27 protein-coding genes are annotated in these 24196 nt (G+C 66.0%); 21 read left to right on the forward strand and 6 right to left on the reverse strand.

Annotated features, from left to right (window positions below; translation table 11 throughout):
* Nucleotides 1–97: 97 nt before the first annotated feature.
* From ACFFWD_RS09850 to hemC, 7 genes are all read left to right on the forward strand, one after another.
* Nucleotides 98–1672 (forward strand): flavin monoamine oxidase family protein, encoded by a 1575-nt coding sequence (locus tag ACFFWD_RS09850; protein ID WP_376964342.1) that lies wholly within the window; start codon nucleotides 98–100, stop codon nucleotides 1670–1672.
* Nucleotides 1672–2079 (forward strand): c-type cytochrome, encoded by a 408-nt coding sequence (locus tag ACFFWD_RS09855; RefSeq protein WP_376964345.1) that lies wholly within the window; start codon nucleotides 1672–1674, stop codon nucleotides 2077–2079. The genes ACFFWD_RS09850 and ACFFWD_RS09855 overlap by 1 nt, the downstream gene beginning before the upstream one ends.
* Before the next feature lie 30 nt (nucleotides 2080–2109).
* Complete coding sequence (locus ACFFWD_RS09860) at nucleotides 2110–2598, forward strand: RidA family protein (RefSeq protein WP_376964348.1); 489 nt, start codon at nucleotides 2110–2112, stop codon at nucleotides 2596–2598.
* Nucleotides 2599–2700: 102 nt separating this feature from the next.
* The gene (locus ACFFWD_RS09865; RefSeq protein WP_376964350.1) at nucleotides 2701–4125 is read left to right on the forward strand and encodes a M20/M25/M40 family metallo-hydrolase; all 1425 of its coding nucleotides are present in this window, start codon (nucleotides 2701–2703) and stop codon (nucleotides 4123–4125) included.
* 1 nt (nucleotide 4126) lies between these two features.
* Nucleotides 4127–4945: an aspartate dehydrogenase gene (locus ACFFWD_RS09870; RefSeq protein ID WP_376964353.1), complete on the forward strand. Its 819-nt coding sequence runs from the start codon at nucleotides 4127–4129 to the stop codon at nucleotides 4943–4945.
* A 7-nt stretch (nucleotides 4946–4952) separates the two neighbouring features.
* Entirely contained in the window at nucleotides 4953–5573 is a 621-nt protein-coding gene (gene pncA / locus ACFFWD_RS09875) for a bifunctional nicotinamidase/pyrazinamidase (RefSeq protein WP_376964356.1), read from the forward strand.
* Nucleotides 5574–5662: 89 nt separating this feature from the next.
* Nucleotides 5663–6664, forward strand: coding sequence for a hydroxymethylbilane synthase (gene hemC / locus ACFFWD_RS09880; RefSeq protein WP_376964359.1), 1002 nt, complete (start codon nucleotides 5663–5665; stop codon nucleotides 6662–6664).
* Between the two features lie 19 nt (nucleotides 6665–6683).
* Here hemC and ACFFWD_RS09885 read toward each other — a convergent pair whose 3' ends face one another.
* Together ACFFWD_RS09885 and ACFFWD_RS09890 are read right to left on the reverse strand one after the other, a co-directional pair.
* Nucleotides 6684–7472 carry a crotonase/enoyl-CoA hydratase family protein gene (locus tag ACFFWD_RS09885; RefSeq protein WP_376964362.1) on the reverse strand — a complete coding sequence of 263 codons (789 nt, stop codon included), beginning with the start codon at nucleotides 7470–7472 and terminating at the stop codon, nucleotides 6684–6686.
* Between the two features lie 36 nt (nucleotides 7473–7508).
* Nucleotides 7509–8639, reverse strand: coding sequence for an aromatic ring-hydroxylating oxygenase subunit alpha (locus ACFFWD_RS09890; protein WP_376964365.1), 1131 nt, complete (start codon nucleotides 8637–8639; stop codon nucleotides 7509–7511).
* 171 nt (nucleotides 8640–8810) lie between these two features.
* Here ACFFWD_RS09890 and ACFFWD_RS09895 point away from each other — a divergent pair, with 171 nt between their 5' ends.
* Entirely contained in the window at nucleotides 8811–9761 is a 951-nt protein-coding gene (locus ACFFWD_RS09895) for a LysR substrate-binding domain-containing protein (RefSeq protein ID WP_376964368.1), read from the forward strand.
* Nucleotides 9762–9773: 12 nt separating this feature from the next.
* On the opposite strand, the gene ACFFWD_RS09900 is transcribed toward ACFFWD_RS09895, so the two are convergent.
* Genes ACFFWD_RS09900 through ACFFWD_RS09910 form a run of 3 tightly spaced genes read right to left on the reverse strand, consistent with a single transcriptional unit; the run spans nucleotide 9774 to nucleotide 12343 of the window.
* Nucleotides 9774–10469, reverse strand: a complete 696-nt coding sequence (locus ACFFWD_RS09900) for a DUF1045 domain-containing protein (RefSeq protein WP_376964371.1) — start codon at nucleotides 10467–10469, stop codon at nucleotides 9774–9776.
* 21 nt (nucleotides 10470–10490) lie between these two features.
* Nucleotides 10491–11681 carry an alpha-D-ribose 1-methylphosphonate 5-triphosphate diphosphatase gene (locus ACFFWD_RS09905; protein WP_376964374.1) on the reverse strand — a complete coding sequence of 397 codons (1191 nt, stop codon included), beginning with the start codon at nucleotides 11679–11681 and terminating at the stop codon, nucleotides 10491–10493.
* On the reverse strand, nucleotides 11678–12343 hold the full coding sequence (locus ACFFWD_RS09910; protein ID WP_376964377.1) for a transferase hexapeptide repeat family protein: 666 nt from the start codon (nucleotides 12341–12343) through the stop codon (nucleotides 11678–11680). Before ACFFWD_RS09910 ends, ACFFWD_RS09905 begins: the two co-directional genes overlap by 4 nt.
* A gap of 188 nt (nucleotides 12344–12531) precedes the next feature.
* On the opposite strand from ACFFWD_RS09910, the gene phnC reads away from it, so the two are divergent.
* From phnC to phnE (ACFFWD_RS09930), 4 genes are all read left to right on the forward strand, one after another.
* A complete protein-coding gene (phnC, locus tag ACFFWD_RS09915; RefSeq protein WP_376964380.1) occupies nucleotides 12532–13347 on the forward strand; it encodes a phosphonate ABC transporter ATP-binding protein in 816 nt (271 codons plus the stop codon).
* Between the two features lie 78 nt (nucleotides 13348–13425).
* Nucleotides 13426–14355 (forward strand): phosphonate ABC transporter substrate-binding protein, encoded by a 930-nt coding sequence (gene phnD, locus ACFFWD_RS09920; RefSeq protein ID WP_376964383.1) that lies wholly within the window; start codon nucleotides 13426–13428, stop codon nucleotides 14353–14355.
* An 84-nt stretch (nucleotides 14356–14439) separates the two neighbouring features.
* Complete coding sequence (gene phnE, locus ACFFWD_RS09925; RefSeq protein WP_376964386.1) at nucleotides 14440–15324, forward strand: phosphonate ABC transporter, permease protein PhnE; 885 nt, start codon at nucleotides 14440–14442, stop codon at nucleotides 15322–15324.
* Nucleotides 15321–16169, forward strand: coding sequence for a phosphonate ABC transporter, permease protein PhnE (gene phnE, locus ACFFWD_RS09930; protein WP_376964389.1), 849 nt, complete (start codon nucleotides 15321–15323; stop codon nucleotides 16167–16169). The genes phnE (ACFFWD_RS09925) and phnE (ACFFWD_RS09930) overlap by 4 nt, the downstream gene beginning before the upstream one ends.
* A gap of 174 nt (nucleotides 16170–16343) precedes the next feature.
* Here the strand turns inward: phnE (ACFFWD_RS09930) and phnF are convergent, their stop codons facing one another.
* Nucleotides 16344–17069: a phosphonate metabolism transcriptional regulator PhnF gene (phnF, locus tag ACFFWD_RS09935; RefSeq protein ID WP_376964392.1), complete on the reverse strand. Its 726-nt coding sequence runs from the start codon at nucleotides 17067–17069 to the stop codon at nucleotides 16344–16346.
* Between the two features lie 104 nt (nucleotides 17070–17173).
* Between phnF and phnG the strand changes: the two genes are divergently transcribed.
* From phnG to ACFFWD_RS09980, 9 genes are all read left to right on the forward strand, one after another.
* Nucleotides 17174–17635 (forward strand): phosphonate C-P lyase system protein PhnG, encoded by a 462-nt coding sequence (phnG, locus tag ACFFWD_RS09940; RefSeq protein WP_376964395.1) that lies wholly within the window; start codon nucleotides 17174–17176, stop codon nucleotides 17633–17635.
* Nucleotides 17636–17639: 4 nt separating this feature from the next.
* Complete coding sequence (phnH, locus tag ACFFWD_RS09945; protein ID WP_376964397.1) at nucleotides 17640–18248, forward strand: phosphonate C-P lyase system protein PhnH; 609 nt, start codon at nucleotides 17640–17642, stop codon at nucleotides 18246–18248.
* A 3-nt stretch (nucleotides 18249–18251) separates the two neighbouring features.
* Nucleotides 18252–19355 carry a carbon-phosphorus lyase complex subunit gene (locus ACFFWD_RS09950; protein ID WP_376964400.1) on the forward strand — a complete coding sequence of 368 codons (1104 nt, stop codon included), beginning with the start codon at nucleotides 18252–18254 and terminating at the stop codon, nucleotides 19353–19355.
* Complete coding sequence (locus ACFFWD_RS09955; protein WP_376964403.1) at nucleotides 19352–20236, forward strand: alpha-D-ribose 1-methylphosphonate 5-phosphate C-P-lyase PhnJ; 885 nt, start codon at nucleotides 19352–19354, stop codon at nucleotides 20234–20236. The genes ACFFWD_RS09950 and ACFFWD_RS09955 overlap by 4 nt, the downstream gene beginning before the upstream one ends.
* Nucleotides 20229–21026, forward strand: coding sequence for a phosphonate C-P lyase system protein PhnK (phnK, locus tag ACFFWD_RS09960; RefSeq protein WP_376964406.1), 798 nt, complete (start codon nucleotides 20229–20231; stop codon nucleotides 21024–21026). The genes ACFFWD_RS09955 and phnK overlap by 8 nt, the downstream gene beginning before the upstream one ends.
* Before the next feature lie 8 nt (nucleotides 21027–21034).
* Nucleotides 21035–21733 carry a phosphonate C-P lyase system protein PhnL gene (phnL, locus tag ACFFWD_RS09965; protein WP_376964409.1) on the forward strand — a complete coding sequence of 233 codons (699 nt, stop codon included), beginning with the start codon at nucleotides 21035–21037 and terminating at the stop codon, nucleotides 21731–21733.
* A 13-nt stretch (nucleotides 21734–21746) separates the two neighbouring features.
* Nucleotides 21747–22901, forward strand: coding sequence for an alpha-D-ribose 1-methylphosphonate 5-triphosphate diphosphatase (locus ACFFWD_RS09970; RefSeq protein ID WP_376964412.1), 1155 nt, complete (start codon nucleotides 21747–21749; stop codon nucleotides 22899–22901).
* Complete coding sequence (gene phnN / locus ACFFWD_RS09975) at nucleotides 22898–23491, forward strand: phosphonate metabolism protein/1,5-bisphosphokinase (PRPP-forming) PhnN (RefSeq protein ID WP_376964415.1); 594 nt, start codon at nucleotides 22898–22900, stop codon at nucleotides 23489–23491. The genes ACFFWD_RS09970 and phnN overlap by 4 nt, the downstream gene beginning before the upstream one ends.
* Before the next feature lie 72 nt (nucleotides 23492–23563).
* Nucleotides 23564–24175, forward strand: coding sequence for a pyridoxamine 5'-phosphate oxidase family protein (locus tag ACFFWD_RS09980; RefSeq protein WP_376964418.1), 612 nt, complete (start codon nucleotides 23564–23566; stop codon nucleotides 24173–24175).
* Nucleotides 24176–24196 lie beyond the last annotated feature (21 nt).

Consider the following 24196-nt stretch of genomic DNA (forward strand, 5'->3'; position numbering starts at 1 on the left):
GAATGGTGCGCCCTTTCTTGACAGCGGTCGCGCCAGCCGTTTCCCTTCGCACACGATGGATGCGGTTGGGTGAACGCCGGTGCAGAACGGATCTGTGATGAAGCGGCGTGATCTGCTCGCGCTGATCGGTAGCATCGCCGGCAGCTCGGCGATGTACCATGCGATGACGAGCCTCGGCTTCGCATCCGAATCGACCTACAAGGGCCCGCTCAGGCTTGCGGGCGATCCCAAGGGCGCCTCGGTGCTGATCCTGGGCGCCGGACTTGCCGGCATGGCGGCGGCGTTGGAGTTGCGCAAGGCCGGCTACAAGGTCCAGATCCTCGAATTCAACAGCCGCGCCGGTGGCCGCAACTGGACGATCCGCGGCGGCGACAGTTTCACCGAGCTCGGCGGCTTCAGGCAGAAATGCGAGTTCGAGCAGGGGCTCTACATCAATCCAGGCCCGTGGCGGATTCCTTACCACCACCGCGCGCTGCTCGATTACTGCCGGCGGCTCAATGTGACGCTGGAACCCTTCATCCAGCTCAACCACAACGCCTATCTGCACGCGACGCGCGCCTTCGATGGCAAGCCACAGCGCATCCGCAGCATCAAGGCCGATTTCCAGGGCCAGGTGTCGGAGTTGCTTGCCAAGGTGACGCAGCAGGGCAAGCTCGACGAAGCGGTCACCAAGGAGGATCAGGATATCCTGCTGCAATCGCTGCGGGCCTGGGGCGCGCTCGATCGCGATTACAAATACAATGCCAATCTCGGCTCCGCCGAGTTCCGCGGCTACGCGCGCGATCCCGGGGGTGGGCTGACGGGCGATCCGCTGCCGAGCGATCCGATCGGCCTGTCGGAGATCCTGCGCTCGCGGCTGTGGCGCTATCTGCAGGCGTTTGCGCGCTACAACTTCCAGACCACGATGTTCCAGCCGGTCGGCGGCATGGACATGATCGGCAAGGCGTTCGCGCGCGAGGTCGGCAGCCTCATCCGCACCAACGCCAAGGTGACGCAAATCCAGCAGAACGACTCGGGCGTCACCGTGAGCTATGTCGATGCCACGAGCCCGTCCACCGTGCAGCAGGCGACCGCGGACTGGTGCATCTGCACCATCCCGCTGTCGATCCTGAGCCAATTGCCGGTCGACGTCAGCGCACCCATGAAGAGCGCGATCGATGCCTTGCCCTATGCCGGCTCGGTGAAGGTCGGGCTGCAGTTCAAGCGCCGCTTCTGGGAGGAGGACGAGGCGATCTATGGCGGTATCAGCTATACTGACCTGCCGATCCGGCAGATCGCCTATCCGAACCATGACTTCAACCGCGCCGGGCGCGGTGTCCTGCTTGGCGCCTATCTGTTCGAGGGCGCCAATTCCTACGAGTTCACGGCGATGACGCCGGCCGAGCGGGTGGCGAGCGCGGTCGAGTTCGGCGCCATGATCCATCCGCAATACAAGGCCGAGTTCGAGACCGGCGTTGCGGTCGCCTGGCATCGCGTGCCGTTTACGCTCGGCTGCAGCGGCGAGTGGAGCGATGCCGGACGGGCGCAGCATTACCGCAATCTCTGCCAGATCGACGGCCGCATCGTGCTGGCGGGCGAGCACGCCTCCAACCTGCCGGCCTGGCAGGAGGGCGCGATCCTGTCCGCGCTCGACGCCATCGCGCGGCTGCACGAACGCGTGGTGAAGACGTGATGATCAGCGCAAGGGCATCGGCCGTCGTCGTGCTGACGCTGTTGTCGGCGACTGCGGCGTTCGCCGGGGACAATGCCGCGAGCCGGCGGACCTTCAGTTCGGGCTATCGCTTCGTCGAGATGACCGGCGAGGAGCTGTTCGCCAATGTCTGCCAGGGCTGCCACATGCCGGACGCGAAGGGGGCGACCGGCGCCGGGTCCTATCCGTCGCTGGCCGGCAACAAGAACCTCGAGTCCAGCGGATATCCGATCTTCCTCATCATCAACGGCCGGCGCGGCATGCCGGCGTTCGGCGACATGATGACCGATGGCCAGGTCGCCGCCGTTGTGAATTATGTGCGCACGCATTTCGGCAACAGCTTTCAGGATGCGGTGACGGCCAAGGACGTCCAGGACGCGCGCCGCTAGATGCGATCAGGCAATAAGGGGGAAGGGACCATGAAATTCGCAAATGTTGCTCTGGGGGCCGTGCTCGCGGTGGCCGCCACGGCTGCCCAGGCCGACGTTGTCCGGCATCCGATCCCCAATTCGACCTTCCCGATCGCGCAGGCCGTGACTGTCACCGGCAATGCCACCACCGTCTATGTCAGCGGCCAGGTGCCGCCCGTCGCGAACAAGGACGCCGATCCGTCGAGCCCGCAGGCCTATGGCGACACCAAGGCCCAGACCGTCGGCGTGCTCACGCGCATCAAGGGCATTCTGGAGGGCCAGGGGCTCGGCATGGGCGACGTCGTCAAGATGCAGGTGTTTTTGGTGCACAACGCCTCCGCGCCGATGGACTTCAAGGCCTTCATGGAGGGCTACACCCAGTTCTTCGGCGGCAGCCAGCCGAACCTGCCGGCGCGCTCGGTCGTCGGCGTCGCGGCGCTCGCCAATCCCGGCTTCCTGGTCGAGATCGAGGTGGTCGCTGTCAAGGACGCGAAATAAGCGGAGGTCGCGCGCGGAAATAGACGGGCTCGCCATCTTGCCAAAGCAACCGCCGCCTGTCTGAATTCAAGCGATGGCGCAATGATGTTTTGGGAGAGCACGATGTCGCACAAGGTTCGAGGGATGGTTCGATCGCTGCTGCTGTCGGCCACGTTTGGCCCGGCGCTGCTGGCAACCGGCGCCGCGGCGCAAGGATTGACCGAGCAGCAGCAGTTCGCCCGCGGCATCTACCAGGAGCTGGTAGAGATCAATACGACCACCGCGACCGGCGACACCCAGAAGGCGGCGGAGGCGATGGCGGCGCGGCTGCGCGCGGCCGGCTTCCCGGAGGGCGACGTCCAGGTCTTCTCGCCGGCGCCGCGCAAGGGCAATCTCGTGGCGCGGCTGCGCGGCTCCGGCGCGCGCAAGCCGATGCTCCTGCTCGCCCATATCGACGTCGTTCCCGCCAATCGCGAGGACTGGTCGGTCGATCCGTTCAAGCTGACCGAGCAGGACGGCTATTTCTATGGCCGCGGCAGCGGCGACGACAAATACATGGCGGCCGCCTTCGTCACCAATCTGATCCGCTACAAGAAGGAGGGCTACAAGCCCGACCGCGACATCATCGTGGCGCTCGAGACCGACGAGGAGATCCTCGACAGCAACGCGCTGGGCATCCAGTGGCTGATCAAGAACCACCGCGACCTGATCGACGCCGAATTCGCGCTGAACGAGGGCGGTGGCGTCGGGCTGAAGGAGGGCAAGGCGATCCGCAACACCGTGCAGACCAGCGAGAAGGTCTCGATCGGCTACCAGCTCACGGTGAAGAATCGCGGCGGCCACAGCTCGTTGCCGCGCAAAGACAATGCGATCTATCGCCTCGCGGAAGGCCTGGTTCGCCTCTCGAAGTTCGGCTTCCCGCTGAACCTCAACGAGACGACGCGAATCTTTTTCGCGCGGATGGCCGACATCGAAAGCAAGCAGAATGCCGACGACATCCGCGCGATCCTGGCGCCGCAACCTGATGCGGCGGCGCTGGCGCGTCTGTCGCAGAATGTCGGATACAATGCGCAGCTCCGCACCACCTGCGTCGCCACGATGCTCGAGGGCGGCCACGCGATCAACGCGCTGCCGCAGCTCGCGGGCGCCAAGGTCAATTGCCGCATCATGCCCGGCGAGCCGGTCGAGGGCGTGCAGGCGACGATCGAGCGCGTCTTGGCCGACAAGGAGATCGAGGTCGTTCCGACCGGCAAGGCGGTGCTGAGCGCGCCGTCGCCGCTGAACGAGGAGATCATGGGATCGATCGAGAAGCTCTCGAAGGAGTTCTGGCCGAACGCCCCGATCGTGCCGGTCATGAGCACCGGCGCCACCGACGGCAGCTATCTGCGCAATGCCGGAATTCCGACCTATGGTCACTCGGGGCTTGCGAGCGACGTCGACGACAGCAGGGCCCATGGCAAGGATGAGCGCGTGCTGGTGAAATCGTTCTATGAGGGCGAGGAGTATCTCTATCGCCTGGTCAAGATGCTTGCGGGCGGCAAGTCGTAAGATGGCGGAGGTCAAGGCAAAGACGCGGGTCGCGGTCGCCGGTCTCGGCGCGATCGGCGCAGACGTCGTCAAGGCGCTCGATCAGGGCATCGAGGGATTGAGGCTGGTTGCGGTGGCGTCGCAGAGCCCCGGGAAGCACGAAGGCTGGCTCGCAAAGCTTGCGAGCAAGCCGAAGGTGCTGCCGATCGCGGAACTCGCCGACGCCGCCGACATCGTGGTCGAATGCGCGCCGAGCAAGCTCGTGCGGTCGATCGTGGCGCCGGTGGTCGAGCGCGGCAAGACCGCGGTCGTGCTCAGCGTCGGCGCGCTGTTGCAGAACGAGGATCTGATTGGTCTTGCCCGGGAGCATGGCGGCCAGATCATCGTGCCGACCGGTGCGCTGATCGGGCTCGACGCGGTCACGGCTGCGGCGGTCGGAACCATCCACTCGGCGAAGCTCGTGACCCGCAAGCCGGTCGCGGGCTTGCTCGGCGCGCCGCATCTGGTCGAGCACAACATCGAGATCGCTGATATCACCGAGCCGCTGCGGGTTTTCGAGGGGAGTGCGCGCGAAGCCGCAAGAGGCTTTCCCGCCAACCTCAACGTCGCGGTCGCGCTGTCGCTCGCCGGCATCGGCCCCGATCGAACCCGGGTCGAGATCTGGGCCGACCCGACGGTGACGCGTAACACCCATCGCATCGAGGTCGATTCCGACTCGGCGCGATTCTCGATGGGAATCGAGAACATCCCCTCGGAGAATCCCAAGACCGGCCGCATCACGGCGCTGTCGGTGATCGCGACCTTGCGCAAGCTGCGCGCCTCATTGCGGATCGGGACGTGAGACGCCGATGAACATCCAGTCCGACGATGTGCTCCTCGTGATCGATGTGCAGAACGACTTCTGCCCCGGCGGCGCGCTGGCGGTTGCGGATGGCGACGCCGTGGTGCCGGTGGTCAACCGGCTCGCCGAGCGGTTCGAGCATGTCGTGCTGACGCAGGACTGGCATCCGAACGGCCACAGCTCGTTTGCGACATCACATCCGGGTTCCGCGCCGTTTTCGTCTATCACCATGCCCTACGGCCCGCAGACGCTGTGGCCGGATCATTGCGTGCAGGGCACGCCGGGCGCGGCCTTTCACCCGCAACTCGCAACCGAGAAGGCCGAACTCGTGATCCGCAAAGGCTTCCGGTCGGCGATCGATTCCTACTCCGCCTTCTTCGAGAACGACCGCACGACGCCGACCGGGCTCGCCGGATATCTGCGCGAGCGCGGCCTGAAGCGCATCGTCATGGCGGGGCTGGCGACCGATTTCTGCGTCAACTATTCCGCGCTGGATGCGCGGCGGCTCGGCTTCGAGACGGTGGTGGTGCTGGCCGGCTGCCGCGCCATCGATCTGGCGGGCTCGCTCGCTGCGGCCTCCGCCGGGATGGCAGCGGCCGGCGTCGCGCTGCTCGACGATCTCGCCTGAGCGCGGGCCGATCGTGGGCAAAAACCATTGTTTTGACTGGGCTTTTGTTCTAAGCCCCAGCCGTTGAGGTATTCGCGGCGGAGACCCTGTTGTCGGGACAGAGCTTACGGATTGGCACGCGCAAGAGCGTGATGGCGCTGGCGCAGACGAACGAAGTCGCGCGGCTGCTGCGCGCCTCCGCGCCGGACCTTGCCGTCGAGGTCGTCAAGTTCGAGACCCGCGGCGACCAGGACCAGACCAGCAAGCTGCTGCGCCATGGCGGCAAGGGCGGCGCCTTCGTCGCCGAGATCCGAGAGGCGATGCGCGCCGGTACGCTGCAGGCCGCGATGCATTCGCTGAAGGACGTGCCGGGCAACGAGGAGACGCCCGGCCTCGTCATCGCCGCCATGCTGGCGCGCGATGCCGCCAATGATTCGCTGGTGTTGCGGCCCGGCCTGTCGCTGGACGCGTTCCGCGCCGCCCGCGGCAAGGGCTTCATGATCGGCACCAATGCGGTCCGCCGCGCCGCCTATCTGCGCCGGCTGTTTCCGGAAGCGACCGTGATTCATTTCCGCGGCGCCGCCGACACGCGGATTGCGAAACTCGACCGTGGCGACAAGCAGCGGCTGCCCGGCGGCGGCGAGGTGGGACCGGCGGATGCGCTGGTGATGGCACGCTCCGGACTCGAGCGCATCGGCATGACCGCGCGCATCTCGCATGATTTCTCCGTCGACGAAATGCTGCCGGCGGTCGGGCAGGGGATTGTCGCGGTCGAATGCGTCGCGACCGATTGGCCGACGCGCGCGCGGCTCGCGAAAATCGATAACGCTGAATCGCGGCTCAGCGCCGAGGCCGAGCGCGAGGTGCTGTGGGTGCTCAACGGCCACTGCAACTCGCCGATCGCCGGCCATGCGACGCTTGCCGGCCGCGAGATGACGCTGCGCGCCTCCGTGCTGGACGAGGCCGGCGACCGCTTCATCGAGGTGACGCGGCGCGGCCCGGCGGACCGGCCGCGCGAGCTCGGCCGCGCGGTGGGGCTCGAGTTGCTCGACAAGGGCGCCGCCGAGATCATCGCGCGGACGCGGCCGGACGAGCATGAGCATTCGCCGTAACGGATGGAGCGCGCGAGCCTCACGTGATATTTGCAAAATCCCCGTGCCGGCCCTTGCCCGAGGCGAAGCGGCGTGCGCCGGCCTCGGTCTCGCCGGTCGCGACCGTCGCAAGCCCGAGCCGGAACTCGTTCAGCGTGGCTTGGTCCCAGCCGAGCTCCCATTGCTCGATGGTGGAAAGACGGTCGCTGCGCAGGGCAGCCTGAGGCAAGCGGCAGAGGTCGTGGGCGAGTGTGCGCGCTTCGGCGAGCGCCATGCCGGGGGCGACAACACGGTTGACCAATCCGATTTGGCCGGCTTCCTCACCCGAGACGCCTCGCCCGGTCAGGATCATGTCCATCGCCCGACTATGGCCGATCAATCGCGGCAGACGCACGGTGCCAAGGTCCATCAACGGCACGCCGAAACGCCGGCAGTAGACCCCGAACACGGCGTCCCGCGCGCCGACGCGCAGATCGCACCAGATCGCAAGCTCGAGCCCGCCCGCCACGGCCGGTCCCTCGACCGCAGCAATCACCGGCTTCGACAGCTTCAGCCGCGTCGGGCCCATCGGGCCGTCACCGTTCTCGACGCGGTGGCCGCGATGGCCGGCAGCGGTGCGCTTGAGGTCGAAGCCTGCACAGAATGCGCCGCCGGCGCCGGTCAGGATTGCGACTGACAGTGAGGGATCTCGATCGAATGCACGAAAGGCTTGCGCCAGCCCGTTTGCGGTCTCGGGATTCACCGCATTGCGCGCCTCGTCGTAGCGGTCGATGGTCACGATCGCGACGGCCTGCTCGGTCTGGAATTGGACGGTCGGGTGATCCAGCATGTTCGAATCCTTGCTACGACACTGTCGGTCGGTGGATCAGCGCATGACGGCGCTGCTATCAATGATCGTGGCCAGATGCTGATGAAAGCGCTTGATCGCGCCTTCGAACAGGCCGAACGTGAAATGATCATTCGCCCGGCTTGCGAGCCCGCGCTGCGCGGCACAGGCCATGTCGCGATCTTCCGCGGCGCCGGCGGTGACGAAGTCGCGTCCCTGTGCGACTGCGGCGCGGCCGTCCTCCGCCGCGATCTGGTTCGAAAGCGTGTAGGTGATCAGGCGGGTGCGGTCGGTGGCGAGCGGCTCGAGCATCGTCATCAATCGATTGGTCGGGAAGGTCGAGAGCATCACGTTCGGGAACAGGTGATAGACATGCGTCAGCATGCCGGCCGTCCTGCGCTCGTTCGGCGGTACATTGCGCAGCTTCTCGATGCGTCGATATGGGAAGGTGATCCGGCTGTTGCGACCGAAGGATTCGATCACGTTGAGATTGTCGTATTGTAGCGGATAGAACGTATCCTGATGCGTCGAGCGAATGTGATAGCCTTCGAGGAAGCCCTCGGCGACAATCTTCCAATTGGCCGCGACCTCCTGCTCGGTGGTGGAGTAGAGCTTCCAGTCGTCGCCGAACAGCACTGGCATGTCGGTGGCATCTGATGTCGCGGCGGGCTCGTCCTGGGAGACGAACACCAGCCCGCCGCGCTCGACACAGCTGACCGGGACGAGGCCATGCTCGCTCTTGTCGAGGCCCGGGAAGCCGTAGTCGTCGGGGAGGCCACGCAGCCGGCCGTCGAGGCCATAGGTCCAACCGTGATAGCGGCAGGTCAGCGCCTTCTTGCAGCCGGTCCCGTCGACCAACTGCACGCCGCGGTGCCGGCATGCATTCCGGAAGGCGCGCACGACGCCATCGGCGCCGCGGATCGCGAGGATCGGCGTCAGCGCGGCGTCGCGCGCGACATAGCTTCCGATCTCGGTCAGCGCTGCGGATGGGCAGAACGGCGTGAGCGTGCGGCGGAACACCTGCTCGATCTCGGCCACGAGCCGGTCCGGCGACTGGTAATGCGCGACGGGTTCGTGCCAGACGCCGTCGCTGAGATCGGTCGACTTCGCATCGATATGCTTCAGGATACGGTCGACGACGGAAGGTTCGTCCGCGAGATGCGTCTTCATCCTTGTCCTCCTCCCTTGTCGGGCCGGACTTGTCGCCGGTCCGCTATAGCTCCCAGGATTCCGCATCGCGTCCCGGGCGACAAGCGAAAGCCGGACGGTTCGGATGAATGACATTCATCCGAGATGATTTTCCCGGCGACACCGGCCGGGGACCGCCGTTAGGATCGGCCCATGAGCAGGAAAAACTCAAGGCCGGCGCGGTCGGCAGAGGCGCAGCGCCAGGACGACCTTGCTTCGTCGAGCCTGCGACCCGCGCATCTCCTTGCGCTGCAGGCGTTCGACGTCGCCGTCAGGCTCGGTAGCTTCAAGGAGGCCGCCGGCATGCTGAACCTCAGCGCGTCGGCGGTCAGCCATCGCATCCGCAAGCTTGAGGCTCATCTCGGCGTTGCGCTGTTTCATCGCACCCACCGGGCGGTCCGGCCGACCCGTGCCGGCGAGAAGCTCGCCACCGCGACCGGCCGCGCTTTCGCGGCGCTGGCTCGGGCTGAATCGTCGGTCGAAGCGGCCGGCCACCGCCGGCTTCGGCTGAAAGTGCTGCCGCAGTTCGCCTCGGCCTGGCTGATCCCGCGGCTCTCCTCGTTCCTGACCCAGCATTCGGAGATCGATCTCTCGATCGAGACCTCCAACCGCAATGTCGATTTCGACACCGAGATGTTCGATGCCGGCATCAGCTTCGGGCCTGACAAGGTCGAAGGCGTCGTTGCGCATCACCTGATGGACGTCAGGACTGTTCCGGTCGGCGCGCCGTCGCTGGCTCGGCGGTTGAACCTCCGCACGGCGGCCGACCTCAGCCGTGCCGTGCTCATCCATGTGACGACGTTCCCCGCGGCATGGCCGCTTTGGTTCAAGCACGCCGGCGAAACCGTGCCGCCGCCGACCCGCACGATCTCGGTCGACAGCTTTGTCGCTGCGCTGCAGGCCGCTGAACGCGGTGCGGGTATTGCGCTGGCGCTCGAACCATTCCTTGGTGAAAGCGAACGCCGCGGCATGATCCGCCGATTATTGCCGGTTGGCCACATGACCGGCAGTTATTGGCTGGTTCATCCGCCGGGGTCGCAGCGTAATCGCGCGCTGCAGACCTTCAAGAAATGGTTGCTGGCCGAACTCGCGAAGTCGGACTAGCGGTTCGCCGCCTCAATCCCGCGACCGCAGCGGCCAACCGCCGATGATCCGGAAGCGCGAGGCGGCATCGTCCTGCTTGAACAGTGCAATGCTGTCGATCGTGAGCGTGGTGAGCCTGAGCGACGCAAAGCGTTCGCGCAACCACGCGACGACAGCGCCGCGCCGCTCGTCGCTCAACCGCCCGGTGAGCGTCATGTGGAAACGGAATTCCTCCATGACATAGGGATAGCCCCAGCGGTCGAGATAATCGCGCTGCCGCTCGGAGAGCTTGGCCGGATTGCGCCGCGCGCGATCCTCCCGCGTTAGCGGAGCACGGAAGGCGTCGAAATCACGCGTGCAGTCGGCGGCGAGCCGTTGCAACTCGTCTGAGAGGTTCGCCGGGATCACGGCAATGAAGCCGCTGATGGAATCGACGATCGGCTCGATCGCGGGAAAGGGGCGCGCCCAGTCCGCGAAGGCGGCGCAGGCCGCGACGAGCTCGGCTTCGTTCCTGCCGTCGGCGAGCGCGAACGGCGCCTTCAGCGTGGCGTGGAAGCCGTATTTGCGCGGGTCCTCGGTCACCTCGCGCCAATCGGGCGCGACGCCGTCGGGAAAGGGCAGGTCAATACCCGAGACGGCGTCGTAGCCAAGAATCGTCGAACCGAAGCGATGCAGCGCGCTGTCGGATGACGGCGCGTAGTAGATTGCGTAACGTGGATGATTTGCCATCGCAGCCAGAATAATGCGGTGTCAGACCGCCGCAACCGCCTTGCGCGGCGCAACGGAATGAACGAGGCGGCTCGCATCCGCCAGATGCGCCAATCGCCCGGCGGCGATCACGGCGACGATGCGCGGACGCAGCAGCGCCTTGTCGTCGACGACGATGATGTCGGCGCGCCGGCCGGCGGCGAGCACACCCCGATCCTCGAGCCCGGCGGCGCGCGCCGGCGCGGATGAGATCAGATCCCATGCCTTTGCGAGCGGCAGCGTGCCGTCGGCGGCAAGGCGGAACGCCGCGAGCAGCGGTGCCGGGTAGTAGTAGTCGGACGCGAGCACCGAGCAGAGACCCTTGGCGATCATGTCGGAAGCCCTGGTCCAGCCGGTATGGCTGCCGCCGCGCACCACATTCGGCGCGCCGAACACGATGAAGTCGCCGGCCGCGGCCGCCGCGCGCGCGGTCTCCTCGGTGATCGGGAATTCGGCGATAGTGACGCCCTGGTCGCGGAAGCGCTCGCGCATCGCCGGGCTGGCATCGTCATGCGACAGCATGCGGACGCCGGCGCCGCGCGCCGTTTGCGCCAGCCGCGCGATCGAGGCGGGCACCTCGTCGGCGCGCGACAGCACGCGCTCGACCAGCCGGTCGAACTCTTCGCCCGAAAGACCGGTGCGCTCGACCATGCGGTTGCGCTTCTTCGGCCGAGCGAGGTCGCCGATCGTGCCGTCCATGTGATCGTTGAAGGCGAACAGGTCGATGCGCCCTTCGGTCAGCCATTCGATGATCTCGTCCTCCGCGTCGAGGTTATAGGTCTCGTGGCGCAGGTGGAAGCGGGTGTCGGCGGCGAGCTGCGGCCTGAGCGCCTCGATCGCCTCCAGCAGCTTGCGTGCATTGTCGGCGCTGCGCAGCCCCGGCTCCCACGACCAGGTGGTGGCGTGGAACACGGTCGTGATGCCGTTGCCGATCGCCTGCCGGTCGCTGTCGACAAGCGCGACGTCGATCGGGAAGTCGACGCCGGGGCGCGGCATCATCTGCCGCTCGAAGGCATCGCCATGCAGGTCGACGATGCCGGGCAGCACCAGTAGCCCGCTCGCGTCGATATGGAGCGCGGCGCGCCCCTGTTCGGCGTCGACTGCGCCGATGTCGCGCCCCGCGGTCCGCAGCGATGTCTCGGTGAATGCGCCGTCAATCAGCGTTCGGCCGCCCTCGATGAAAATGTCCGTCACGATGCGGCACTCCGCTTTTGGTCGTGTGATTGGGCCGTGGCTTCGGCCTCGTATTTGTCGAGGAAGTCTTCCACCGAAAGCTTGCGGAGATCGGGCAGCGCCCGGCGCAGCGTCTCATGGTCCCAGTCCCACCACGCCAGCGCGATGAGGCGGGCGGCGACTGCCTCCGGGAAGCGCGGCTTGATCGGCCGGGCCGGGTTGCCGGCAACGATGGTGTAGGCGGGCACGTCCTTGGTCACGATCGCGCCGGCGGCAACGACCGCCCCGGTGCCGATGTTCCGGCCGGGCAGGATCACCGCGCCGTGCCCGATCCAGACGTCATGGCCGATATGCACGTGGTGCGCACGTCGCCAGTTGAAGAAATCGCGGTCGTCGCGCTCATCAGGAAAATAGGCACTGGCGCGGTAGGTGAAGTGCGCCTGGGTCGCGCGATGCATCGGGTGATTGCCCGGGTTGATCCGGGTCATCGCAGCGATCGAGCAGAACTTTCCGATCGTGGTGTAGGTGATCTGGCTGTCGTTCACCACGTAGGAATAGTCGTCCATGCTGACTTCGAGCAGGATGGTGCGCGCGCCGACCTCGGTATAGGTGCCGAGCTTGCTTTCTCGCACTGATGCCGTGGGGTCGATGGTCGGTACGACGGAGAGTGCTTTTCCGGCCATCATGGCCTCCGCAAATCATGGCTTCCAGGGGATGCGTCCGTCATCTAGGCGCATGATGACAACAGCATGACGGTGCGATGACGGCAATCGACCGGGTGTGGACGATCGCCGCACGGCACCGCGCTCGTCACATAACTGTAAAACACGGGGGATAGCGATGGCCCAACGCGACGGGGTTGGAGCATTGCATGCTTGTGGTGGAAGGTTTGACGTGCCGTTTCGGCACAAAAGCCGCTGTCGATAACGCATCATTCTCGATCGCGCCGGGCAGCTTCGTCGGCGTCATCGGTCGCTCCGGTGCCGGCAAGTCAACGCTGCTGCGCATGATCAATCGCCTCGCCGATCCGACCGAGGGCCGTATCCTGTTCGAAGGCACCGATGTCACCGCGCTGCGCGGCAAGGCGCTGCGGCAGTGGCGGGCGCGTTCCGCGATGATTTTCCAGCAGTTCAACCTGGTCGGTCGGCTCGACGTCCTGACCAACGTGCTGATGGGCCGGCTTGCCGAGATCCCGTCCTGGCGCTCGCTGGCGCAGCTCTGGCCGGATCAGGACCGGGCGCTCGCGATGTCGGCGCTCGAACAGTTCGACATCGCGCAATATGCGGCGCAGCGCGCCGACCAGCTCTCCGGCGGCCAGCAGCAGCGGGTCGCGATTGCGCGTGCGCTGGTGCAGGAGCCCGACATCATCCTGGCCGACGAGCCGATCGCCTCGCTCGATCCGCGCAACACCAAGATCGTCATGGACGCGCTGCTGCGCATCAACAAGCATTTCGGCATCACCGTGCTCTGCAACCTGCATTCGCTCGACCTGGCGCGCGCCTATTGCGACCGGCTGATCGGCATGGCGGCCGGCCGCGTGGTGTTCGACGGCGCGCCCGCGATGCTGACCGACCACATCGCGCGCGAACTCTACGACCTCGAGGCCAATGACGTCATCGGCGCGGTGCCGTTGCCGCTGCCCGAGGGGGCGAATGCTCCGGCGCTCGGCACCGCTGCCGCGGCCTGACGCGTCGCATTGTTCCGATCAGGGCGGCCGGGCCTTTTGTCCGGCCGGCAAGGCGTAACCACAACAAGAGGACTTATCATGATCACTCGTCGCATCGTCCTGGCCGGCGCCGCCGCGCTGGCGTTCATCGGTTCGGCTTCGGCCGAGGACTGGAAAGCGAAATATCCCGAGATCACCTTTGCCGTGATCCCGGCCGAGAACGGCTCTGGTGTCACCGAGCGCTACACCCCGCTGACGACCTATCTGTCCAAGGAACTCGGCATCAAGGTGAACCTGCGCGTCGCCAATGACTATGCGGCTGTCATCGAGGGCCAGCGCGCCGGCAACATCCACATCGGCTACTACGGTCCGGCGTCGTTTGCCCGCGCCCGTCTGACCGGCGTCAAGACCGACGCCTTCGCAATCGACGTCAACGCCGACGGCTCGAAGGGCTACTATTCGGTGTTCTACGTGCTGAACAAGAGCCCGTACCAGAAAGTCGAGGACTTGAAAGGCAAGAACCTCGGCCTGGTCGACCCGAACTCGACCTCCGGCAACAACATGCCGCGCTTCAAGCTGAACCAGATGGGCATCGATCCCGACGCCTATTTCTCCAAGGTGATCTTCACCGGCAGCCATGAGAACGCGGTGCTGGCGCTGGCGCAGGGCACCGTCGACGTTGCCGCCAACTGGTGGAACGCCGACGACGACTCCAACCTGACCCGCATGCTTGCCAAGAACATGGTGAAGTCGAGCGACGGCACGCCGCTGAAGAAGGAAGACTTCCGTGTCATCGTGAAGTCCGACCTCATCATCAACTCGCCCTATGCCTATCTCGAGAGCCTTCCCGACGACATGAAGGCCAAGATCAAGCAGGCGTTCCTCGACATGCCGAAGAAGGATGCGGAGGCCTTCAAGAAGCTGTCCGACGGCAAGAACCTGCCGTGGCAGCCGATCACCAATGCCGACTACGACAAGACCATCGAGCTGATCAAGTTCGTCGACAATCTGCGTAAGAAGGCGTCCTGATCGATCGACACACGCACGAATTGGGCCGGGTTGGACAAACCCGGCCCTTTTCTGTTCAACCTCGAGCCCGACTGACAGGCATCTATGGCGAGCGCCGTATCGACCCTTCCCGCGCAGCAACTGGCGATGCTGAATGACGCCTATCGCAAGGCAGTCGCTCGCAAGCGACTGAAGGCGACGCTCGCGGCCGTGGTATTCGGCGTGGCGCTGCTGGCCGCAGCACTCGGTGCCGAAGTGAACCTGCGCACGCTCTTTACCTACTTCGGTAACTTCGTCAGCTATTTCGACCGCATCCTCACCCTCGACGGCGGTGCGCGGGTCTGGACCGATCCGGTGGAGTGGTTCTGGGGTTGGAAGAAGTGGCTGGCGCTGCTCGGCGAGACGCTGCTGATCAGCTATATCGGCACGCTCGCCGGCGCCGTCTGCGCCTTTGCGCTGAATTTTTTCGCGGCGCAGAACACGTCGCCGGCGCCGTGGTTGCGCTTCACTATTCGCCGTCTCCTGGAGTTCGCGCGCACCGTTCCCGGCATCGTGTTCGCGTTGATCTTCGTCATCGCATTCGGTCTCGGGCCGATGGCCGGCGTGCTCGCGATTGCGATCCATTCGACCGGCGCGCTGGGCAAGCTGTTTGCCGAAATCGTCGAGAACGCGGACATGAAGCCGGTCGAAGGCGTCCGCTCCACTGGCGCGAGCTGGCTGTCGAGCATGCGTTTCGCGGTGCTGCCGCAGGTCTCGGCCGGCTATGCCAGCTATGCGCTGCTGCGGTTCGAGATCAACGTCCGCGAGGCGTCGGTCATGGGCTTTGTCGGCGCCGGCGGCATCGGTCAGGAACTCGTCGTCGCGATCCGCAAGTTCTACTATTCCGACGTCAGCGCCATTCTCGTGACCATCATCGTAACGGTCTTCATCATCGATATCTCGACCGGGTGGCTGCGTGGCCGCCTGTTCGGCAAGGAGGCACGGCGATGAGCCAGATGCCGAAACCGGACCCCGCGCTGCTGCGCTCGAAATACCCGGATGTCTTTGCCCGCCCGGCTTCCGCGCGGCTGGCGACGCCGGCGATGATCGCGGCGGCGCTCGCGATCTTCGTGTTCGGGCTTGTGGACCTCGATTTCTCGCCATCGAAGCTGATTTCGGGCCTCAGCCAGCTCGGCTGGATCACCATGATGATGATCCCGCCAAATCCCGGATCGTCGTTTCCGCTCTATGTGCAGGCGCTCGGCGAGACGCTCTCGATTGCCCTGCTCGGCACCACGCTCGCCGCGATCCTGGCGCTGCCGGTCAGCCTGCTGGCGGCGCGCAACATCATCCCGTCGAACCTGATCCGTTTTCCGGTCCGCCGCTTCCTGGATTCGATCCGCGGCGTCGACACGCTGATCTGGGCGCTGGTCTGGATCAACGTCGTCGGCCTCGGTCCCTTCGCCGGCGTGCTGGCGATCATGGTCTCGGACTTCGGAGCTTTCGGAAAGCTGTTCTCGGAGGCGATCGAGGCGGCCGACAAGAAGCAGGTTGAGGGCGTCAGGGCTTCCGGCGGCAGCGCGCTGCATGAAATCCGGTTCGGCCTGCTGCCGCAGGTGCTGCCCGTGATCGCAGGCCAGGTGCTTTACTTCATCGAGTCCAACACACGGTCGGCCACGATCATCGGCATCGTCGGCGCCGGCGGCATCGGCCTGCAGCTTGCCGAGCAGATCCGCGTGCTCGAGTGGCAGAAAGTCTCGTTCCTGATCCTGATGATCCTGGTCGCGGTCGCCGCCATCGATTTCATCTCGACCAAGCTGCGCTTCGCTATCATCGGGCAGAGGGCGGTGGCCTAGTTCTCTTTCGCCTCTCCCCGCGTGCGGGGAGAGGCCGGAATTTTCGCGCAGCGCAAATTCCGGGTGAGGGGGCTCTCCGCGCACTCTCAACTCTCGAATTTGCTGAGGCAGCCCCTCACCCCGACCCTCTCCCCGTGAAGAACGGGGAGAGGGAGAAGTTAGCGCGCCGGCAGCTCAGCTATTCTCCACCAGGAACTCCACCCGCTCCGCCGCGAAGCGCGAGCGCTTGGTCACCAGCGGTTTGTCCGCGGTATCGACGTCGGTACTGTCGACCACCAGCACCGGCCGCCCCAGCGCGAGATCGAGTCGCGCGGCGTCGGTGGCATCTGCGATCGCGGCGGTGATCCGGGTCGATGAGCGCCGGTAATCCCTGACACCGTAATGCGCCAGCAGTTTCGTCATCGAGCGGACGTTGGCGAACACGCTGCCGGCATCCGGAAATCGTTCGGCCGACAGCCAGGTGGTGGAGACGCAGATCGGCGTGCGGTCGGCGAGCCGCACCGATTCGATCCGGATCAGCGGCGCGCCGGTCTTGAGCCCGAGCTCGCGCGCGATCTCGCGCGTTGCGACGTCATCCCTCGCGTCGATGAGCTGACCGCGCGGCTCATGGCCGCCGGCGCCGACGATTTCCGAGAACCGCGTGCGCGAGCGCAGCGGATAGGCAAGGCGCTGCGCCTCGACATAGGTGCCGCTGCCGCGCTCGGCGCGCACCAGCCCGCGTTCCGCCAGCGCGGCGAGCGCGCGCCGCACGGTGTGGCGGTTCACCCGGTAGGTCTCGGCGATCTCGATTTCGCCCGGCAGCTTTTCGCCCGCGACAAAGCGGCCGTCGGCAATGCCGCGCTCGATACCGTCGGCAACCTGCCGCCACAGGGCGACGCCGGAACTCTCCTGCATGCTCATCGCGCGGTGATACCAGAAATCATCGGCTTGTCACGAAACAGTCATGGCGCTCCGCTACCAAGTTGTCTATTATCATAGACAACTTGAATCAGGCAAGGTTGCTCATGGAACTGGCAGGGCGGAAAGCTAAGGAAGTGCAGCGCAAGGCGGCGATGACGGTGCTGGCGCATTCCGATGCTGCCGAGATCGCTGAAAGTCTGAAGGCAATTGCGGTTCCCGCGCACGAGAGCCTGCGCGAGCCGGAGAATGGCCTCGTGATGGTACGCGGTCGGATCGGCGGCGACGGTGCGCCATTCAATCTCGGTGAAGCGACGGTGTCGCGCGCCGCGGTGCGGCTCGCAACCGGCGAGGTCGGCTTCGGCTACACGCTCGGCCGTGATCGGCAGAAGGCGCGGATGATCGCGCTGTGCGACGCGCTGGTGCAGTCGGCGGAGTTCTCGAGCGAGGTCGAGGCAAAGGTGATCGCGCCGTTGCGTGCGGGCCTGCTTGCCGACCGCAACCGCAAGGCCGCGGAAACTGCGGCCACGCGGGTCGATTTCTACACGATGGTGCGCGGTGAGGGATGATGCGATGACGACGGTTGCCGAACTGCCCGCAGGCTTTGCCGACAAGGTGTTGTCGGCGCAGTCGACCTTCCGCTCCGTGATGGACGCGATGGCGCGTCCCGGCAGCGTCCAGCGCATCACGGCAACGGCCGGGACGCCTGCCGCGATGATGCGCGGCTCGGCCGCGATCGCGTTGACGCTGTTCGATCACGACACGCCGATCTGGCTCGATGCCGCGATCTCGGCGACATCGGATGTCGCAAAATGGCTCAAATTCCACACCAGCGCGCCGGTGATCGCCGATGCCTCGATCGCGAGCTTCGCGCTGATCGGTGACGCGAAGAACTTGCCGCCGCTCGATCGCTTTGCGTTCGGCAGCAACGAATATCCGAATCGTTCGACCACGCTGATCCTGCAGATTGACAGCCTGACGCAGGGGCCTGCCTTCGAATTGAAGGGGCCCGGCATCGACGGCACGGCGCTATTGCACGCGATGATCCAGCCGCGCGACCTGTTCGAGCGTCTCACCGTCAACGAAGCCCTGTTCCCGCGCGGCATCGATGTCGTGCTGGTCCATGACGACACTATTGTGGCGATCCCCCGCACCACGCGGCTGGTCGCAAGCGGAGCCTGAGCCATGTACGTAGCCGTCAAGGGAGGCGAACGCGCCATCGAGAACGCCCACCGCCTGCTCGCGCATGAGCGGCGCGGCGACCGCGACGTGCCCGATGTGTCGTTGTCGCAGATCGCCGAGCAGCTTTCGCTCGGCGTCGATCGTGTCATGACCGAGGGCTCGCTGTACGACCGTGAGCTCGCGGCGCTCGCCATCAAGCAGGCGCGCGGCGACATGATCGAGGCGATCTTCCTGGTTCGGGCCTTCCGTGCCACGCTGCCGCGGTTCGGTGCGACCGAGCCGGTCAATACCGGCGAGATGCAGGTCCGCCGACGCATTTCCTCGACCTTCAAGGATATTCCGGGCGGCCAGATCCTGGGGCCGACCTTCGACTACACCCATCGACTGCTCGATCCGCAGCTCGCGGAAGGTCTTGTACCCGAGCCGCCGGAGACGTCGGACGCTTCGCCGGCTGCGACGCCGCGGGTGACCGACATCCTCGGCCGCGACGGCCTGATCGAGCCGTCGCCGCAGGCGGATGGCGACGCGCCGGTCGGCGACCTCACGCGCGAGCCGCTCAGCTTTCCGGCCGACCGCGATCTGCGGTTGCAGAATCTCGCGCGCGCCGACGAGGGCTTCCTGCTCGCGCTCGGCTATTCGACGCAGCGCGGCTACGGCCGCAACCATCCCTTCGCCGGCGAGATCCGCTTCGGCGAGGTCGAGGTCGAGTTCTTTGCCGAGGACGCCGGTTTCGCGGTGTCGCTGGGCTCGATCGCGCTGACCGAGTGCCAGATGGTCAACCAGTTCAAGGGCTCGGCAACCGAAGCGCCGTGCTTCACCCGCGGCTATGGGCTCGCCTTCGGGCAGAGCGAGCGCAAGACCATGTCGATGGCGCTGGTCGACCGTGCCTTGCGGGCGCGCGAGCTCGACGAGGAGGTGAGATCACCGGCGCAGGACGAAGAGTTCGTGATGTCGCACTCGGACAATGTACAGGCCACCGGTTTCGTCGAGCACCTAAAGCTGCCGCATTATGTCGACTTCCAGTCCGAGCTCGGCCTGTTGCGCAAGCTGCGGCAGGAGTTCGCCGAGGCCAATGAGGCTCCGGAACTGCAGGAGGCCGCGGAATGAACGCGCCGGCTTACAATTTCGCCTATCTGGACGAGCAGACCAAGCGGATGATCCGCCGCGCGATCCTCAAGGCGATCGCGATTCCCGGCTATCAGGTGCCGTTCGCGAGCCGCGAGATGCCGATGCCCTACGGCTGGGGCACCGGCGGCGTGCAGGTGACGGCGGCGATCCTCGGTCCCGATGACATGCTGAAGGTGATCGATCAGGGCTCCGACGACACCACCAACGCGATCTCGATCCGGAAGTTCTTCGGCAAGACCGCCGGCGTCGCCACCACGACTGCGACGACGGACGCGACCGTGATCCAGACCCGCCACCGCATCCCCGAGGCGCAGCTGCATGGCGGCCAGGTGCTGGTCTATCAGGTGCCGATCCCGGAACCGCTGCGCTTCCTAGAGCCGCGCGAGACCGAGACGCGGCGCATGCATGCGTTCGCCGAATACGGCCTGATGCATGTGAAGCTCTACGAGGACATCGCGCGCTTCGGCCATATCGCGACCGCCTACGCCTATCCGGTGAAGGTGAATGCGCGCTATGTGATGGATCCGTCGCCGACGCCGAAGTTCGACAATCCGAAGATGGACAATTGCCCGGCGCTACAGCTGTTCGGCGCCGGCCGCGAGAAGCGGATCTACGCGGTGCCGCCCTACACCAAGGTGGTGTCGCTCGATTTCGAGGATCATCCGTTCACGCGCTACCGCTTCGACGCGCCTTGCGCGCTCTGCGGGGCTGACGACTCCTATCTCGACGAGATCGTCACCGACGACAAGGGCGGGCGGATGTTCGTCTGCTCCGACACCGATTTCTGCGAAGGCCGCCAGGCCGCCGGCCATCGCGGCACCGAGAACGCAGCGCCGCACAAGGAGAAGGCGCATGCCTGAGCCGTCCAGCCTCAACGATGACCAGCCGCTGCTGGTTGCCGAAGGCCTTGCCAGGAACTACGGCCGGCTTGCAGCCTGTCGCGACGTCTCGTTTTCGCTCTATCCCGGCGAGGTGCTTGCGATCGTCGGCGAGTCCGGCTCGGGCAAGTCGACGTTGCTGCAGCTGTTGTCGGCCCAGCTTGCGCCGAGCGCGGGCCGCGTGTCCTACCGGATGCGCGACGGCGTGCTGCGCGATCTGGCTGATCTCGGCGAGGCCGAACGGCGCTTCCTGTTCCGCACCGACTGGGGCTATGTTCATCAGGATCCCGCGCAGGGGCTGCGCATGGCGGTCTCGGCCGGCGCCAATGTCGGCGAGCGGCTGATGGCGGTCGGTTGGAACCATTACGGCCGGATCCGCGACACCGCCTCGAACTGGCTCGAGCGGGTCGAGATCGATGTCGGCCGCATCGACGACGCGCCAAAGACCTATTCCGGCGGCATGCGGCAGCGGCTGCAGATCGCGCGCAACCTCGTCACCGAGCCGCGGCTGGTGTTCATGGACGAGCCGACCGGCGGGCTCGACGTCTCGGTGCAGGCGCGCCTGCTCGACCTGATGCGCAACCTCGTCAGCGAGCTTGGGCTTGCCGCTGTTGTCGTGACCCACGATCTCGCGGTGGCGCGATTGCTCTCGCACCGCGTGATGGTGATGAAGGGCGGCCGCGTCATCGAGACCGGCCTCACCGACCAGGTGCTCGACGATCCCCGCGAGCCCTATACACAACTGCTCGTCTCCTCGATCCTACCGCCATGAGATAGAATATGACTGCAATGATCGACATAGCCAACGCCGGGAAGACCTTCACGATGCATCTGCAGGGCGGCGTCGAGCTGCCGGTTGTCCGCGGCGTCTCGTTCCACGTCGAGCCGGGTGAATGCGTGGTGCTGTCGGGCCCGTCTGGCGCCGGCAAATCCTCGATCCTGAAGATGATCTTCGGCAACTACCGTTGCGACGGCGGACGGATCGGTATTCGCCACCAGGGCGCGGTGATCGACCTTGCCACCGCCGAGCCGCGGCAGGTGTTGAGCGTGCGCCGCTCGACCATCGGCTATGTCAGCCAGTTCCTGCGGGCGGTGCCACGTGTGGCGACGATCGATGTCGTTGCCGAGCCCTTGATCGCCAACGGTGTGGCGCGCGAGGAAGCGCGTGAGCGCGCCGGCCGCCTGCTGCGGCGGCTCAACATCCCGGAGCGGCTTTGGGCGCTTCCGCCCTCGACCTTCTCCGGCGGCGAGCAGCAGCGCGTCAATATCGCCCGCGGCTTCATCTCCGACCTGCCGATTCTGCTATTGGACGAACCGACCGCCTCGCTCGATGCCGCCAACCGCGCGGTGGTGGTTGAATTGATCGCCGAAAAGAAGAAAAAGGGCGTCGCGATGGTCGCGATCGTCCATGATGACGAGATCCGCCATCTGATCGCCGACCGCATCGTTGACGTGACCTCGTTCGCCGCTGCTGCCTGAAGGACCGATTGAGATGACCGCCAAGCAAGACACCATCATCGGCAACGCCCGGGTCGTCCTTGCCGATCGCGTGATCGAGCAGGGCTGGGTTGCCATCGCCGATGGCAAGATCGCCGGTTACGGCGAGGGCAAGGTGCCCGGGGCAAGCGAGGACGCCGGCGGCGACCTCATCATGCCCGGGCTGATCGAGCTGCACACCGACCACCTCGAGATGCATTACGTGCCGCGGCCCAAGGTGTTCTGGGATCCGGTTGCCGCCGTCATCTCCTATGACGGGCAGCTTGCGACATCGGGCATCACTACGGTGCTGGATTCGCTTCGGGTCTGGCGTGAGGACGGCGCCGAGGATGTCGACGGTCGCGCCGGCGTGCTGTCGGCGGCGATCTCGACCGCGCGCGAGGAGAACCTGCTGCGCGCCGATCACTTCCTGCATCTGCGCTGCGAAATCCCGATGCCGACCGTAGTGGCAGAAGCCAAGGAGCTGGTCGGCCGACCCGATGTGCGGCTGATGTCGCTGATGGACCACACGCCCGGGCAGCGTCAGTTCCGCGACGAGGTGAAGCTCCGCGACTACTACCGCGGCAAGGGCGGCGGCATGACCGACGACGAGCTCGACGTGCTGTTCGCGCGGCGCTTCGACTATCAGAAGCAATATGCCGCGACCAACATGCGCGAGATCGTCGCGCTGGCGCATGAGCACAAGATTCCGCTGGCAAGCCACGACGACACCACGGAAGAGAACGTCGTGGACGCGGTTCGCGACCGGGTCGCGGTTGCGGAATTTCCGACCACGATCGAGGCCGCACGGGGCTTGCACGCGGCCGGCATCGACATCCTGATGGGTGCACCGAACGTGGTGCGCGGTGGCTCGCATTCCGGCAATATCGCGGCCGTCGATCTCGCCCGCGAGGGGCTGCTCGACATCCTATCGTCGGATTACATCCCCTCGAGCCTGTTGATGGCGGCGCTGCAACTGCCGCGGCAGGTGCCGGCGATCGATCTCGCCTCCGCCATCCGCACCGTGACCAAGACGCCGGCCGAGGCAGTCGGGCTCGCCGATCGCGGCGAGATCGCAGCAGGCAGGCGCGCCGACCTGATCCGCGTGCATGTCGCGCGCGACCTGCCGGTGGTGCGCAGCGTCTGGCGCGAGGGAAGGAGGGTCGCATGAGCGATGGCCCTGATATCAGCGCGCAGCGCGTCAGTGCGATCGGCCCGGGCCGGCTGGTGCTGGTGGTCGGCCCGAGCGGCGCCGGCAAGGACACGCTCCTGGGATTGGCGAAAGCGGCCTGTGCCGATGACCGCAACATCGTGTTTCCGCGCCGCCTGATCACCCGCGCCGCCTCCACGTCGGAAGACAATGAAGAGGTCAGCGCGGACGCCTTCCAGCACGCGATCGCCGCGGGCAACTATGCGATGCATTGGGAGGCGCACGGCCATCGCTATGCGCTGTCGCGGGCGATCGACGACGAGATCTGCGCCGGCCGCACCGTGATCGCCAACGTCTCGCGCACCGTGATCTCGGCGGCGCGACGCACTTACGCCAATGTCACCGTGGTCTCGATCACCGCGCCGCCTGACGTGCTTGCGGCGCGGCTGGCGATGCGGGCGCGCGCGAGCGACGGGCGGCTTGAGCAGCGGCTGGCGCGCACCGTGGACGAGACCACTGCGCCGGATGTCACCATCGTCAATTCCGGCACCGCCGAATACCACGCGCGGCAGCTTGTCCGCGTTATCAAGGGCGAGCGCTGGGACGGCTAGACGAGCATGACCCCGGAAAGGTGGGACCCGGTTTTCCGCAAGGGTCATGCTCCAACGAAGGGAAGGACGCGAATGTCTGTGATAGAGACGATCGAGCAGCTTGAGGCGATCTACGGCTTTCCGAACGACGCCTCGACGGTGAAGGTCGCCGATCGCGTGACGCCGCCCTACCGTGTGCTGATCGAGAAGTCGCCATTCGTGGCGCTCGCGACCTGCGGGCCGGAGGGCCTCGACTGCTCGCCGCGCGGCGATCTGCCCGGCTTCGTTCGCATTCACGACGAGACGACGCTGATGATTCCGGATCGCCGCGGCAACAACCGCTGTGACTCCCTGCGCAACATCGTGCGTGATCCCCGCGTCGCGCTGCTGTTCCTGATCCCGGGGTCGGGCAGCACGTTCCGCGTCAATGGACGGGCCTATGTCTCGGCCGAGCCCGCGCTGCTCGAATCCTTCAAGATGGAGGGCAAGGCGCCGCGCACGGTGATCGTGATGACGGTGGAGGAGATGTATTTCCAGTGCGCGCGCGCGATCGTGCGCTCCGATCTCTGGAATCCCGACAAGCGGGTCGATCCAAAGACCTTGCCGACGCCGGGCCAGATCCTCGCCGAGATGAGTGCGAACACGGTCGGCGGCGAAAAGTACGACCGCGAATGGCCGGAGCGCGCGCGGCAGACGATGTGGTGAGCGAGTCCCTCGCCACGTACT

Source organism: Bradyrhizobium erythrophlei (assembly GCF_042430365.1).
GTDB lineage: Bacteria > Pseudomonadota > Alphaproteobacteria > Rhizobiales > Xanthobacteraceae > Bradyrhizobium > Bradyrhizobium erythrophlei.